At 68.4% G+C, this 13,271-nt stretch carries 14 protein-coding genes; 3 read left to right on the top strand and 11 right to left on the bottom strand.

The features are described from left to right. Window position 1: 1 nt before the first annotated feature. Window positions 2-457: a winged helix-turn-helix transcriptional regulator gene (locus CEY09_RS23355; RefSeq protein WP_088590441.1), complete on the top strand. Its 456-nt coding sequence runs from the start codon at window positions 2-4 to the stop codon at window positions 455-457. Here CEY09_RS23355 and CEY09_RS23350 read toward each other — a convergent pair. The 4 genes from CEY09_RS23350 to CEY09_RS23335 form a co-directional block, all read right to left on the bottom strand. Further along, a complete protein-coding gene (locus tag CEY09_RS23350; protein ID WP_088590440.1) occupies window positions 454-1,425 on the bottom strand; it encodes a pyridoxamine 5'-phosphate oxidase family protein in 972 nt (323 codons plus the stop codon). The genes CEY09_RS23355 and CEY09_RS23350 overlap by 4 nt on opposite strands. 32 nt (window positions 1,426-1,457) lie before the next feature. Then, on the bottom strand, window positions 1,458-2,087 hold the full coding sequence (locus CEY09_RS23345; RefSeq protein WP_088590439.1) for a glutathione S-transferase family protein: 630 nt from the start codon (window positions 2,085-2,087) through the stop codon (window positions 1,458-1,460). A gap of 122 nt (window positions 2,088-2,209) precedes the next feature. Then, the gene (locus CEY09_RS23340; protein ID WP_167390148.1) at window positions 2,210-3,115 is read right to left on the bottom strand and encodes a LysR family transcriptional regulator; all 906 of its coding nucleotides are present in this window, start codon (window positions 3,113-3,115) and stop codon (window positions 2,210-2,212) included. After that, the gene (locus CEY09_RS23335) at window positions 3,099-4,019 is read right to left on the bottom strand and encodes a LysR substrate-binding domain-containing protein (RefSeq protein WP_088590437.1); all 921 of its coding nucleotides are present in this window, start codon (window positions 4,017-4,019) and stop codon (window positions 3,099-3,101) included. The genes CEY09_RS23340 and CEY09_RS23335 overlap by 17 nt, the downstream gene beginning before the upstream one ends. 107 nt (window positions 4,020-4,126) lie before the next feature. On the opposite strand from CEY09_RS23335, the gene CEY09_RS23330 reads away from it, so the two are divergent. Continuing rightward, window positions 4,127-5,479, top strand: coding sequence for an MFS transporter (locus CEY09_RS23330; protein ID WP_234818378.1), 1,353 nt, complete (start codon window positions 4,127-4,129; stop codon window positions 5,477-5,479). Here CEY09_RS23330 and CEY09_RS23325 read toward each other — a convergent pair. Continuing rightward, the gene (locus CEY09_RS23325) at window positions 5,436-6,320 is read right to left on the bottom strand and encodes a LysR substrate-binding domain-containing protein (protein ID WP_088590435.1); all 885 of its coding nucleotides are present in this window, start codon (window positions 6,318-6,320) and stop codon (window positions 5,436-5,438) included. The two genes, CEY09_RS23330 and CEY09_RS23325, sit on opposite strands and share 44 nt — an antisense overlap. Before the next feature lie 126 nt (window positions 6,321-6,446). Between CEY09_RS23325 and CEY09_RS23320 the strand changes: the two genes are divergently transcribed. Beyond that, window positions 6,447-7,115 (top strand): flavodoxin family protein, encoded by a 669-nt coding sequence (locus CEY09_RS23320; protein ID WP_088590434.1) that lies wholly within the window; start codon window positions 6,447-6,449, stop codon window positions 7,113-7,115. Here the strand turns inward: CEY09_RS23320 and CEY09_RS23315 are convergent. From CEY09_RS23315 to hmpA, 6 genes are all read right to left on the bottom strand, one after another. After that, a complete protein-coding gene (locus CEY09_RS23315; protein WP_088590433.1) occupies window positions 7,061-7,867 on the bottom strand; it encodes a helix-turn-helix transcriptional regulator in 807 nt (268 codons plus the stop codon). The two genes, CEY09_RS23320 and CEY09_RS23315, sit on opposite strands and share 55 nt — an antisense overlap. An 18-nt stretch (window positions 7,868-7,885) precedes the next feature. Further along, entirely contained in the window at window positions 7,886-8,845 is a 960-nt protein-coding gene (locus CEY09_RS23310) for a proline dehydrogenase family protein (protein ID WP_088590432.1), read from the bottom strand. A 112-nt stretch (window positions 8,846-8,957) separates the two neighbouring features. Further along, entirely contained in the window at window positions 8,958-9,872 is a 915-nt protein-coding gene (locus tag CEY09_RS23305) for a DMT family transporter (RefSeq protein ID WP_006226898.1), read from the bottom strand. 167 nt (window positions 9,873-10,039) lie between these two features. Further along, window positions 10,040-11,287: a D-amino acid dehydrogenase gene (locus CEY09_RS23300; protein WP_088590431.1), complete on the bottom strand. Its 1,248-nt coding sequence runs from the start codon at window positions 11,285-11,287 to the stop codon at window positions 10,040-10,042. Window positions 11,288-11,450: 163 nt separating this feature from the next. Further along, the gene (locus tag CEY09_RS23295; RefSeq protein WP_006226900.1) at window positions 11,451-11,888 is read right to left on the bottom strand and encodes an Rrf2 family transcriptional regulator; all 438 of its coding nucleotides are present in this window, start codon (window positions 11,886-11,888) and stop codon (window positions 11,451-11,453) included. Between the two features lie 58 nt (window positions 11,889-11,946). Further along, on the bottom strand, window positions 11,947-13,164 hold the full coding sequence (gene hmpA, locus CEY09_RS23290; protein WP_088590430.1) for an NO-inducible flavohemoprotein: 1,218 nt from the start codon (window positions 13,162-13,164) through the stop codon (window positions 11,947-11,949). Window positions 13,165-13,271 lie beyond the last annotated feature (107 nt).

Here is a 13,271-nt window from a genome sequence, read left to right as displayed (position 1 = left end):
CATGGTCAAACGCACCAGCCTTGAAGGCGCCGCCTGTCCCGTGGCGCGCTCGCTAGACGCGATCGGCGACTGGTGGTCGCTGCTGATCGTGCGCGACGCCTTCGACGGCTTGCGGCGCTTCGGCGAATTCCAGAAAAGCCTGGGGGTCGCCAAGAACATCCTCAGCGACCGGCTGCGCACGCTGGTCGCGCACGGCATCCTTACCGCCGTCCCGGCGTCCGACGGCAGCGCCTATCAGGAATACGTGCTGACGGAAAAGGGCCGCGCCCTGTTCCCGGTCATCGTCGGCTTGCGGCAATGGGGCGAAGATCACTACTACGCCCCCGCCGAAGCCCATTCCACGCTGATCGACCGCAAGCGCGGCCAGACGGTGCGCCGACTGGAGATCCGCGCCCAGGACGGGCGCCTGCTGGATCCGGAAGATACCGTGGTGCAAAAGACCACGCCGGGCGCCTAGGCGGCGGCCGGCCACTGCCCCGTCGCCAGCGCCGTCGGCGAATACGCATCGAACTTCCAGCGCAGCGCCAGCGCCCCTGGCCGCCACACGGCGCGGCGCACGTCCACGCGCCACAGGCGCTCAGCGCCGGCAAACGTATCGATCTCGGGGCTGTCCAGGATCACTTCCGCCCGCCCCGACAACTGCAGGACGTCGCCCCGCGCGAAATCGATGAAGACGAGGCCCGCGCGCGGGTTCGCCATCAGATTGCCCAGCGTATTGAAGAAGCGGTTGCCCGAAAAATCAGGGATGGTGAGGACATTGCCGTCCACCCGCACGAACCCCGGCTTGCCGCCGCGATGCGACACGTCCACGGCACGGCCCGCGCCGTCCTCGGCGTCCACGTAGCTGGCGACAAAGAAGGTATCAGAGGCCGCGATCAAGGCGCGTGCCGCATCGTCCAGCCCATCGCGTTCGCGCGGCGTACCGGGAAAGCGCAGCGACGGTGCACGCGAAAAGTGGAAATCGCGCGACTGGATGTACTGCGGGCAGTTGCCGAAGGATTGCGCGACGGCAACGTCGAATCGCTTGCCATCCCAGGCCGCAACCCGGCCGTTCATGCGGTTGCGGCGCCGGGTATGCAGCTCGATGCCCAGCAGGCCCACCGCCCGGTCCGGGCCCAGGCCCGCCAGCAACGGATCGTCGGCATCCGGTACCGCCGCCACGCGCAAGGTGTGCGGGTCCGGCGACACGGCAAATCCCGGCAGCCCTTCCAGCACGCCCGCCCACGGGTCGCCCCGGTCGTCCACCGTGCCCATCACCAGGAAGGGTAATTGCGCGAAGAACTCCCGGTGCTGGTCCGGCATGTAGTCGCGCACGACCTTGGGGCCGATTTGCGCCATGCGCTCGGCCACGCCCGCGCGGGTTTGCAGCAGCCGTTCGCCAACGTGCCAGGGCGGCGCGACGAGGATAGGATCGGAAGCGTTCATGATGCGTTCCTTGGCCGGCGCGAGGCCGGCACTCAAGCCGCCAACAGGCCGGCGGCCGTGCTGGCCATCGGCACGAAGCGCGGCAGGTTTTTGATGCGAGCCAACCACGCGCGGACATGCGGATAGTCCGCCAACGACACGTTGCCCTCCGGCGCGTGCGCCACGTAGGCATAGCAAGCCACGTCTGCGATGGTCGGGGCCGCGCCCGCCAGGAAGTCGCGCTGCGCAAGCTCGCGATCCATGACGGACAGCAAGGCATGCGCGCGCGCCAACGTAGCGTCCACGTCGAACGACGCACCGAACACGGTCACCAGCCGGGCAGCCGCCGGGCCACCGGCCAAGGGGCCTGCGGCCACCGACAGCCAGCGCTGCACCTGCGCCGCCCCCGCCGCGTCCTCGGGCAGCCAGGCGCCGCCGCCGTAGCGCTTGGCCAGGTAGACGAGGATGGCGTTGGAATCCGCGACCACCACGCCGTTGTCGTCGATCACCGGCACTTGGCCGAACGCGTTCATTGCCAGGAATTCAGGACGCTTTTGTTCCGCCTGGCGCAGGTCCACGTCGACGCGGTGATGCGGCACCTCCAGCAGGGACAGCATCAACGCGACGCGATGCGCGTGGCCGGACAAGGGGAAGCTGTAGAAGGTCAACGGAGCGGTAGCCATGCGAAGTTCTCAAGTGGTTGAATCGTGCCTCCATCTTGGCCCCGTATGCGCCAAACGAGAACAGCCAGCGGCCGCAAGACACTCTTGCAGTCCGTGAAAGAAAGTGCGGGAAAACTCGCGTGTCAGGCGGGCAGCGTGGCCAGGTCCCGGCGCAGCGCGTCCACGCAGAAATCGACGAAGCTGCGCACTTTCGCCGAGCTTTTTCGGCCCTCGGGATACACCACGTGCACCGGCATGGGAGGCAGTTCGAAGTCGCGCAGCACCACCTGCAAGGCGCCGCTGGCGAGATGCCGGGCCACCTGATACGACACCACTTGCGTCAGCCCCCATCCTTCGCAAGCCGCCAGGACCGCGGCCTGGAATGACGTGACCGTCAATTGCGAATCCACGCTCAGCCGCCGGGCTTGGCCGTCCTGCTGGAACCGCCACTGCGTGCCCCGCCCCTCCATGGCCGCGGTGATCGTGCAAAAACGCAGCAGCGCGTCCAGGTCCTTGGGTTCGCCGTGTTTTTGCAGGAAAGCCGGCGCGGCGCACACCACACGGCGCACCTGCCCCACCGGCACCGCAGTCAAGGTCGAATCCGGCAAGGCGCCGATGCGTACCGCCACATCCACGCCTTCATCCAGCAGGTTCACGACGCGATCCACCAGCAAAGTGCGCACGGACACTTCACGGTGCGCGCGCAGATAGCCCAGCACCGCCGGCATCACATGCAGTTCGCCGAAGAAGGCGGGCGCCGTGATGCTGAGCGCGCCGCGCGGCGCCCCCATCACGCCCGCCGCGGCGTCGTCGGCCTGCTCCACGTCATCCAGGATGCGGCGGCAATCAGCCGCGTAGCGTTCGCCGGCTTCGGTCAAGCGCAAGCTTCGCGTGGTGCGCACCAGCAGCAAGACGCCCAGGCGATGCTCCAGCGCCGCGACGCTGCGCGTCACCGTGGGCGCGGACATTTCCAGCCGCCGGGCGGCGGCGGCAAAGCTCCTGGCCTCGGCCACGGCCAGGAACACGGTCATTTCATGGAAGCGGTTCACGGCGGGTCTCTCCGGCCAAGGCGCGCGGGGCGCTGTCAAGGATGCATTGCCGCACGATATCGCCCAACGCGGCGGCCACGGGGTCAGGCTGCGCCTGGGCCTGGTACAGCGACAGCGAAATCGACGGCAGGGCCGGCAAGCCCTGCTCGCCCGGCGCCAACGTGCGGACCGTGGCGGGCAGGCCCAAAGGCGTGCGCACCGCCACCCCCAGACCCGCAGTAGCGGCTGCCCACAAGCCGGCCAGGCTGGGGCTGGTGAACGCCGCGCGCCAGGACAGGTTCGCCCGGTCCAGCGCCTCGGTCGCGCAATCGCGGAACAGGCACGGCGCCTCGAACGCCACCAGGGGCACATCGCCATCGTCCGTAAACACGGATGCGGCGGGCGCCGCCGGCCCGATCCAGCACATCGGAAGCTCCAGCAAACGCTCTGCATGCGGCAGGCGCGCATCATGGTCCCAGGCCAGCGCCAGATCCAGCTGCGCAAGCGCGATGCGCTCCAGCAGGTCGGCATTGCGCGCGACGCGGGCTTCGATTCTGACCTTGGGATGCGCCCGGGCGAATTGGCCCAACACCTGGGGCAGCAGCGTTTCGCCAAAGTCCTCCTGCAAGCCCAGCCGTACCCGGCCTTCCAGTTCCGCCCCGCGCACGGCGCGCGACGCCTGATCGTTCAGCGCCAGCAACCGGCGCGCGTAGGCCAGCATCGTCTCGCCCGCCTCGGTCAGCGCCAGGCCGCGGCCTTCCTTGCGAAGCAGCGGCACGCCGGCCTGCTCTTCCAGCTTCTTCAGTTGCGCGCTGACGGCGGACGTGGACCGGCCAAGACGATCCGCCGCACGCCCGAAGCTGCCCAGGTCGACCCCGGCCACAAAGCTGCGCAACACATCAAGATCGAACGTGACCTGCCGCATTAATAGTCCCGATATTCAAAACTATAAAACCAAAATTTCCTGATTTTCAGAACGATAGCAGAAGCGCAGACTGGCCGGTCCTTTTCTTTTGCCCTTCGGAGCCCCGCATGTCCCCACCCTCTTGCCCCGCATTGACGATGCCTTCGGAGGCGGTACGGCCGGCCCATCGCTGGAAAGTGCTGGCAGTCGGCGTCGCCGCCAACGCCGCCTTTTCGGCCGCGGCGGCCGGCCTGCCCACGACGGCGGTGTTCATGCGTTCGGGCTACCGGCTGGACAACGACCAGTTGGGCCTGGCCTTGGGGCTGCTGGGGTTGGGCGTGGCGCTGTTCGAGTTGCCCTGGGGCTTGCTGACCGACCGCTGGGGCGACCGCCCGGTGCTCTTGAGCGGCCTGGGCGCCACGGCGGCGGCGTTGGCCTGGATGGGCCTTTTTGCCGCGCCCACGGCGGCCGGGGTGCCCAGCCTGTGGCTGCTGGCGCTGGGCCTGGTGCTGGTCGGCAGCCTGGGCGGCAGCGTCAACGGCGCCAGCGGGCGGGCGGTGATGGCCTGGTTCGACGAAGGCGAGCGCGGCCTGGCGATGAGCATCCGCCAAACCGCGGTGCCCTTGGGCGGCGGCATGGGCGCGCTCCTGCTGCCATGGCTGGCGGCGCACGCGGGCTTTGGCGCGGTGTTCGGCGTGCTGAGCCTGATGTGCGGCGTGGCCGCCGTGCTTGCCGCAGGCTGGTTGCGGGAACCGGAACGCGCCGGCCCTGCCTCGACCCGCTCGACCGCCCCGGCGCGCCCGGCCGCCTCGCCGCTGCGCGATGGCCGCGTCTGGCGGGCCGCCGTCGCGATCGGCGTCATGTGCAGCCCGCAATTCGCGGTATTGACGTTCGCCACCGTGTTCCTGCACGACTTCAGCCAGGCGGGCATCGGCACGCTGACGGGCGTGATGGTCGCCGTGCAACTGGGCGCCATGGTGGCGCGCATCGCGGCCGGGCGTTGGACGGATCGCCATGGCGACCGGCGCGCCTTCCTGCGTCGCTGCACCTGGCTGAGCTGCCTGCTGTTCGCGGCGCTGGGCGCCGTGGCCTGGGCAGTCGACGGCGCGCCGGGCCGCCCGGGCGCCGTGTTGGCGACCGCCAGCCTGCTGGCGGCGGCAGGCATCTGCGCGTCGGCCTGGCACGGCGTGGCCTATACGGAATTGGCCACCTTGGCGGGCGCCTCGCGCGCCGGCACCGCGCTGGGCATGGCCAACAGCTGCGTCTACCTGGGCCTGTTCCTGACGCCGCTGGCCATCCCGCACGTGGTCGCGGCAAGCTCGTGGCCGGTGACCTGGGTGATCGCCGGCCTGTGCATGTTGGCGGCGCTGCCGCTGCTTCCCAGGCCCGTGCCGCGGCCCGCGCTCACCCCCAAGGCGCTGGAACCGGCGCCGCGCGCTACCCCAGGAACTCCTGGCTCAACCAACCCAGGAACGCCTTGACCGGGGGGTGCCGTTCGCGGCCCGGCGCGCACAGCGCGGTGTAGGCGGACCCGGCCACGCGCACGTCGGGCCGATACGCCGCCAGCGTGCCGGCGGCCACGCTGTCCGACACCATGACGGAACTGGCCAGCACCAGGCCCTGCCCGGCAATCGCCGCCTGCAGGGCGTAATGCTCTTCCGTGTACGCATGCACCGCCGCCGGCTTGCGCCACGACGGCAAGCGCGCCGCGTCGCACCACGCCTGCCAGCCCAGGTCATACAGCTGGGAATCGCGCCAGTGCACCGTTACCAGCGCTGGCGCGCGTTTTCCTGCCTGCGCCACCATCGAAGGCGCGCCGTATACGCCAAACGACTCCGGCAGCCGGCACGCGGCGTGCAAGGCCGGATAGGCATGCGGGCTGTAGCGGATCGCGACATCCACGCTGCCGTCCTGCAGCAGGTCCACCGGGTCGGCGTTGGCGTTCAGGCGCAACTGGTATTGCGGATAGGCGTCGTAGAAGCGCCCCAGCCTGGGCACCAGCCACAGCGCCGCGAAGGAATGCGTGGTGGACACCGTCAACGCGCCCGCAGCCGGCGCCGGCCGCAAGGCGTCCAGCGTTTGCGCCACATCCAGCAAGGCGCCGTGCACGCTGACGAACAGGCGCGCGCCCTTGTCGGTCAGCCGCACACCGCGCGGCACGCGGTCGAACAGCGCGAACCCCGCCTGCCGTTCCAACGCCTTGATCTGGTGCGACACCGCGGTGGGCGTCACCGCGAGTTCGGCCGCGGCCAGCTTGAAACTGCGCAGCCTGGCCGCCGCTTCAAACGTGCGCAGCGCCGTGACCGGAAGGTTGGCAAACATGAAGGGCGGCCCTATACATGAAATGAATTCATCATAACCAAGGAATCGTCATTTGTCGCGGCGTCTTGGCCTGCCTACATTGACGCTCAAGCATGAACCACGCATGCCGAATCCAAGGATCCAAACATGAATTCAAATCATCAAGAAAAAAAGCTGCTCATTCTGGTGGGCAGCCCCCGGCGCGACGGCAACAGCGCAGCCCTGGCCGCGGCCGCGCAACGCGGCGCCGACGCGGCCGACACCGCCACCACCCTGCTGTTCCTGGACGATTACATCCAGGGCTTCCTGCCCGACCTGCGCCACGGTTCCGCCCCGGCCGACCGCTACGGCGAACTATTCGGCGAGTATTTCCTGCCTGCCGACGGCGTCCTGATCTGCACGCCTGTGTATTGGTACGGGATGTCCGCGCAGGCCAAGGCGTTCTTCGACCGTTCCTTCACCCATTACGCGGGTTCGGGCCCGGAGCCGGAACGGGTCAAAGCCGCCATGACCGGCAAGCGCTTGGGCCTGACGGTCGTGTCCGAGGAAACCTATGCCGGCGCAGCGCTGGGCATCGTGCATCAGGTGCAGGAATACGCGCGCTACACGCATTCGGACTTTGTCGGCTATGTGCACGGCGCAGGCAACAAGCGCGGAGAAGTCGCGGCGGACCCGCGCCAACCGCTGCTGGCAGCCGAACAACTGGGCGCCGCCTTTTTCACGCGCAAATACTCCGACTACCGGATGGAAACGCCCCGCTCTCACAACGTGTGGGACGCGCCAGCCCGTTGCAGCACGCCGGGGGTGCTGCCGTAGACCTGCTTGAAGACACGGGTCAGGTGCGCTTGATCCGCAAACCCCACCGCATGGGCCGCCTGCGCCAGCGGCAAGCCATCGCGCAACAGCACCCGCGCCCGCGCCACCCGCCAATTGCGCAGCCAGGCCTGCGGCGGCAGGCCGTAGCGGCGGGCAAACTGCTTGACGAGCGTCGTGCGATGGCGGTCCTGCGCCTGCGCCAGCGCTTCCAGATCCGGCGCGCAGGACGGATCGGCGGCCATGCGTTCGCGCAGCAAGGCGCAGACGTCGGGCGCATCGGTCAAGGCGGGGTCGCCGGCGCCGGCATGCGCAGCCAGCAGCCCGAATAAGGCGGCGGACAGGCGTTCGCGGCGCGCCGGGTCGGGAATCGGGTCCGGCGTCAGCGCGGCCAGCCATTGCGCGCACAGGCCTGGCGCCGTGATGACGGGCCCCGGCAAGCGCGCGCCGTCGGCGAACAAGGCGCGCGCGTGATCGTCGAACCATTGGGCGTCGATGTACGCCATGCGATACGTCAACGGCGCGGCCGAGGTGCCGCCGGTATGGACCTGGCCAGGCGCGATCACCACCAGGTCGCCCTCGCTGGCGGCATGAGCCTGGCCATGTACCGTGAAGGTGCAACGGCCGTGCTCGAGGGCGCCGATGGACCAGGCGTCGTGGAAATGTGGCGCATAGCGATAGGCGCGCAAATCCGCGATCAGCACGTCGCCGGGCAGGCCGGCGCCGCAATGCCAGATGTGTCGAGAAACCGCCATGATGCCTTCAGGCTGTGGCTAGCTGAAATAGTGTCCGTCCGAGGTCAGCGAACGGGCCAGCAGCCACGCGTTACGAGGATTCTCCCCCACCCGGCGGATGGCGTACGGCCACCAGTCGCCGCCGAACGGAAGATAGACCCTGACGTTATAGCCCAAGCCGCGCAGCGCCAGTTGCCAGTCGGGGCGCACGCCATAGAGCATTTCGAATTCGAAGCCATCGGGCGGCCACCCGCGCTCGCGCGCCAGCGTCATGATCGCGCCGGCCAGGCGGTCGTCATGCGTGCCGAAGACGGGATGGAAACCCGCGTCGCGCGCCTCGCGCGACAGCATGATGGACGCCGCGTCCAGATACGCCTGATCGATGCCCGCGCGACCCGCGTGATCCAGCGCGCGCTCAGGAAACGCGCCTTTCACCAGACGCAGCGAAGTCCGTTGCCGGATCGCCCACGTCAGGTCTTCCGGCGTGCGCCGGCGCCGCGCCTGCAAGGTCAGGCCGACAGGCAGGCCCGTTTCCTGCAAGCTGCGGTGCAGTGCGCAGGTGCGGTCGCGAATGCTGGCGTCTTCCATGTCCAGCACCATCCAGTCCTGCCCGCCGCGCGCGGCCCGCGACACCGCCGCGGCGATGCGCCGGGCGTTGTCCTCGCCCCGCGCATCGCTGTCCATATAGCCGATGGCGGTGGGATCCACTGACACGTGCACGTCCAGGCCCGCCCTGCCCAGCGCGTCGCAGGCGTCGATGGCCTGCGCCACGTTGTGCTCGATGGCGGCCGGGTCCGCCACGTATTCGCCCAGATAGAAGAGCGACGCCCGGATGCCGTGCGCGTCGCGCAAGCGCAAGGCGGTCTGGACGGCGGCCTCCACATCCGCGCCGCCGACGAAACGGCGCGCCAGTGACGACCGGGCGGCCATCGCCCGCATCGCGCGGCCCATCATGGGGCTGCGCGCCAGCGCGATGGTGGTTCTTTGGAAAAGGCTCATGGGCGCTCCCGCTAAAGCACCGCACTATCGCGCGACGGGAAGCGCCTGTATTGAACGCCCGTGAATCAGCGGTCGGGGGCCGGTTGACCCTGAAAGCAGCCCCGCACAGACCCTAGACCTTGCCAGCCGCCAAGGCCCGGGCGGGCGCGCGGCCGAACAGTGGACGCTGCACCGTCTGCGCCAGCAGCACGCCCGCCAGCGTCACCGCCCCGCCCAGCAGGTGGTATCCGTGCAACTGCTCGCGCAGCATCACAAACGCCGCCAGCGCCGTGAACAAGGGCAGCAGGTTGATGAAAATGCTGCAGCGGGTGGGGCCCAGCCGGTGCACGCCCTCGATCCACAGGTACGACAGCAGCACCGACGAAAAGATGCCGGCATAAAGGATCAGCGGAATGGTGTTCACGTCCAACGCAGCCTGCGCCGCCGGCACGCGCAGATAGAGCGGCAGCATGTAGAGCAGCGCGAAGATCGACTGCACGAACGTGGATTGCCAGGCGGGAACCGGCACCTTCCAGTGGCGCAGCAGCACCCCGTACAGCGCATAGGACATGGCGGCCAGCAGCATCAGCCCGTCGCCCACATGGATGCCGTGCTGGAACACGCTGAGCATGTCGCCCTGCCCCACCAGGTACAGCAACCCCAGGAACGACAGCACCCCGCCCGCAGCCATGCCCAGCGTCAGGGGATCGCGCAGGATGACGACGCTAAGCAGCATGCTCAGCAACGGAATCAGCGCCGTCAGGATGGCCATGTTGGTGGCGGTGGTGGTTTCAGCCGCGCGGTAGGACAGCGCCTGGAACACCGCCGACGACAAGGCGCCGTACAGCGCCAGCTTGGGCCAGTGCCGCAGGATGACCTTGCGGTTGCGCCAGGCCGGACGGGCCGTGAACAGGCCCATCAGTACCAAGGCCAGCACCAGGCGGTAGAACGTGATTGCCGTGGGCGAGATGGCGCTGGCGGCCATCTTGGACACGATGACATTGCCCGCCCAGAACAGGATGGCGAACAAGGGGAACAGATAGGACATGATGAATGCGCTCGCAGGAGGAGGATCGGATCCCGCTGGAACCTGCCGGCAAGCCGGCGGGCGCTGCGGGATGACCGCTATCCTATTGAGCGTGCGCGGGTCCGTCTGCCGATGAAAAGGCAGCCGCTATCGCGAAATGGACATCCCGACCCCGCCGGCCGGCGCGTTCACGGCCGGAACGGCGCGGGGTCCAGCGGCAGTTCCAATCCCGCCATCTGGGCCGTCAGCAAGGCCGCGCTACCGCAGGCCAAGGTGAAGCCCAGCGCCCCTTGGCCGATGTTCAGCCACAGGTTGTCGGCCGCAGCGGCGCGCCCGATCAGCGGCTTGCCGGTAGGCGTGGCAGGACGCAGGCCCGCCCAGGGAATGGCCTGGCGCAAGTCCAGGGAAGGAAAGGCCTCATGCACCTGCCGCTTCAACAAGTCCACGCGCGCCGAATCGATGTCCGCATTGGCGCTGCCGATATCGACCATGGCTGCGATCCGCAGCACGCCGCCCACGCGGGCATAGACGATGCGCCGTTCATAATCCGTCACGCTGATGCGCGGCGCGACGGCGTCGTCATCCGACAGCGGCACGCTCAGGCTGTATCCCTTCAGCGGATACAAAGGCACATCCTGCCCCAGCGGCTTGAGCAGGGCGCGCGTGCCGATGCCGGTGGCAAGCACCACGGCGTCGGCGCCGATGTCGCCCTCGCGGGTGTTCACCGCCACAATGCGGCGGCCTTCGCGCTGCAAGCCGGCCACCGGATTGGACATGACGCATTCCACATTGCCCATCGCCTGCAGGCGGTCGAACAAGGCTTCAGTGAACTGGCGGCAATCGCCCGCCTCTTCGCTGGGGGTATAGATGGCGCCGGCCAGCTTGTCGCCCATGGCGGCCAGCGCGGGTTCCATCGCCAGCGTCTGCGCGGCGTCCAGCACCTGCTGCTCGGCGCCATGCCCGGCCTGATACGCCACCAGCGCGCGCGCCTTGTCCAGCAGGGCAGCGCTGCAGTAGGCAATCAGCTTGCCGTTTTTCAAATGGCCAAAATCCAGGTCTTCCTGCGCCAGCAAGGTATGCATGACGTCGCGGCTCAGGTAGGACAGCCCCAGCAGCTGCGCGGTCGAGGCCTTCGCGACCGACGCGCGGCAGGCCAGCGCGAACTGCAGGCACCACCGCCATTGATGGGGGTCCATCCGCGGCCGGAAGCGCAGCGGGGAATCCTCGCGCAGCAACCAGCCCGGCACGCTGGGCAGCACGCCTGGGCCTGCCAATGGCGCGACATAGCTATAGCTGAGCTGGCCGCCGTTGGCGTAGCTGGAGACCTCGGCCGGCCGCGCCTGGCTGTCGACCAGCACCACATCGTGACCCTGGCGCGCCAGGAAATAGGCGGACGTCACACCGACAACGCCCGCACCGATTACGCAAACGCGCATACCTGAATCCTAAAGAAATCTGCCTACCACCCCCTACCCGGGGCGCTTGTGCATTGGGAAGCCCCAAGGCAAAGACGGGGAACAGCCTCTATTCTGGAACGCCTGCCGGGAACGCGGCAAATGCCAAACCCGGCAGCATCCATAACAAAACGTCATGGCCCGCCTAGGCGGCGCGGTGCAGCTTGATGATGGCCGCCGCCGTGGGGTCGCGCACCAGGTCGGCCAGCGTGTAGCCGTTCAGCGCGTCGTAGAAGGCATTGAGCGTTTGCGCCAGCACGCCTGCCAGGCGGCAGGAACCGTCCAGCGCACAGGGTGGCTCGCGGCAATCGATCAGCGGGCCCTGCTGTTCCAGTTCGCGGATCAGGTCGCCCACGCGGTACGCCGACGCAGGGCGCGCCAGGCTCAGGCCGCCGCCCTTGCCGCGCGACGTGCTGACCCATTCCCGCTGCGCCATGAAGTGCACCACCTTCACCAAGTGATTGCGGGAGACGTCGAAACGCCCCGCGATCTCCGGGATGGTGACGGCGGCAGGCCGGTCGCGACATTGCGTCAGGTACATCAGCACGCGCAAGCCGAAGTCGGTGAATCGGGTCAGTTGCATAGGATGGAAGACAGGTTGCCTGGCGGTCCAGGCAGATCAGGCCGCCAGGATACACCGGTCAGGCCGGCGCGCCGCCACTGCCGAAGGCCTCGGCGTGGATGCGGTCAGACCCCACGCCCAGCGCCAGCAACGCTTCGCGCTGCGCCAGCATGAACGGGGCCGGACCACACAGGTAATAGTCCGCGCCGGGCACGATGACCTCGTCGCGGATGGCCCGCAGGTCCAGCCGGCCGGCGTGGTCGTAATCGCGTCCCGGCTCGTCGTCGTGGCCGACCTCTTCGTAGAACACGGCCTTGCGCACATTGCCCCGTTCGGCGGCGATGCGGTTGACGTGGTCCTTCATGGCATGCACCGACCGGTTGCGGCAGCCGTGCACGAAGCGGATCTGGCGTTCATCGTTGTTGCGCACCAGATGATTCAGGATCGACACCATCGGCGTCAGCCCCACCCCGCCGCTCAGCAGCACGACGGGCGCATCGCTGTCCGCTTTCAGATGGAAATCCCCCTGCGGCGGCGCCACGTCCAGCACGCCGCCCTCTTCCAGGCGATCGTGCAAAGCATTGGACACGCGTCCCGCGGGCGTCTGCGCACCGGCCGGTTCGCGCTTGACCGAAATGCGCAGGCGATCCTGCCCCGGCGCATCCGACAAGCTGTATTGGCGGGGCTGCCTCAAGCCCAGTTCAGGCACGTAGATGCGCACCGACACGTATTGCCCCGGCTGATAGGCAGGCACCGCGCCGCCGTCGGAAGGCGCCAGGTAGAAAGAGGTGATTTCAGCGCTTTCGACCTGCTTGCCCACCACGCGGAACGCCCGCCAGCCCGTCCAGCCGCCGGGCTTGCCGGCCGACTCGGCGTACAGGCGCGCCTCTTCGGCGATCAGCAGATCCGCCAATTGGCCATAGGCGGCGCCCCAGGCGTCCACCAGTTCATCGGTGGCGGCCTCGCCCAGCACCTCGCGGATGGAAGCCAGCAGGTGCTTGCCGACGATGGCGTAGTGCTCGGGCCGGATGCCCAGGCTGACGTGCTTGTGCACGATGCGGGTCACCACCGGCATCAGCACGGAGGGGTCGTCGATGTGTTCGGCGTAGGCCGTCACCGCGCCCGCCAGCGCGTGCTGCTGCTGGCCGCCGGCCTGGTGGGCCTGGTTGAAGACGTGCTTCAACTCGGGATTGTGGTCGAACATGCGTGCATAGAAATGGCGCGTCAGCGCCACGCCATGCGTCTTGAGGACGGGGGCCGTGGCTTTGACCAGTGCACGGATTTGGGGGCTCAACATCAGGTGCTCCTTGGGTTGCGAGCGGACTCGCTTTTAAACATGCATTTATAATACATCTTTAAAAGCGAGCGGCAAAATACGACCCATGCCGCGCCGGCCTGCCCGGT

Origin of the sequence: Achromobacter marplatensis, from assembly GCF_002209535.1 — a bacterium.
Classification (GTDB): domain Bacteria; phylum Pseudomonadota; class Gammaproteobacteria; order Burkholderiales; family Burkholderiaceae_B; genus Achromobacter; species Achromobacter marplatensis.
Note: the sequence above shows the minus strand (reverse complement) of the source record. Positions and strands in the feature narration are given on the sequence as shown.

Coding starts and splice junctions, on each gene's coding strand:
- CEY09_RS23295 (WP_006226900.1), bottom strand. CDS start 11,888: ATGCAACTGACCCGATTCACCGACTTCGGCTTGCGCGTGCTGATGTAC.
- CEY09_RS23335 (WP_088590437.1), bottom strand. CDS start 4,019: ATGCGGCAGGTCACGTTCGATCTTGATGTGTTGCGCAGCTTTGTGGCC.
- CEY09_RS23355 (WP_088590441.1), top strand. CDS start 2: ATGGTCAAACGCACCAGCCTTGAAGGCGCCGCCTGTCCCGTGGCGCGC.
- CEY09_RS23305 (WP_006226898.1), bottom strand. CDS start 9,872: ATGTCCTATCTGTTCCCCTTGTTCGCCATCCTGTTCTGGGCGGGCAAT.
- CEY09_RS23325 (WP_088590435.1), bottom strand. CDS start 6,320: ATGTTTGCCAACCTTCCGGTCACGGCGCTGCGCACGTTTGAAGCGGCG.
- CEY09_RS23315 (WP_088590433.1), bottom strand. CDS start 7,867: ATGGCGGTTTCTCGACACATCTGGCATTGCGGCGCCGGCCTGCCCGGC.
- CEY09_RS23350 (WP_088590440.1), bottom strand. CDS start 1,425: ATGAACGCTTCCGATCCTATCCTCGTCGCGCCGCCCTGGCACGTTGGC.
- hmpA (WP_088590430.1), bottom strand. CDS start 13,164: ATGTTGAGCCCCCAAATCCGTGCACTGGTCAAAGCCACGGCCCCCGTC.
- CEY09_RS23330 (WP_234818378.1), top strand. CDS start 4,127: ATGTCCCCACCCTCTTGCCCCGCATTGACGATGCCTTCGGAGGCGGTA.
- CEY09_RS23300 (WP_088590431.1), bottom strand. CDS start 11,287: ATGCGCGTTTGCGTAATCGGTGCGGGCGTTGTCGGTGTGACGTCCGCC.
- CEY09_RS23320 (WP_088590434.1), top strand. CDS start 6,447: ATGAATTCAAATCATCAAGAAAAAAAGCTGCTCATTCTGGTGGGCAGC.
- CEY09_RS23310 (WP_088590432.1), bottom strand. CDS start 8,845: ATGAGCCTTTTCCAAAGAACCACCATCGCGCTGGCGCGCAGCCCCATG.
- CEY09_RS23345 (WP_088590439.1), bottom strand. CDS start 2,087: ATGGCTACCGCTCCGTTGACCTTCTACAGCTTCCCCTTGTCCGGCCAC.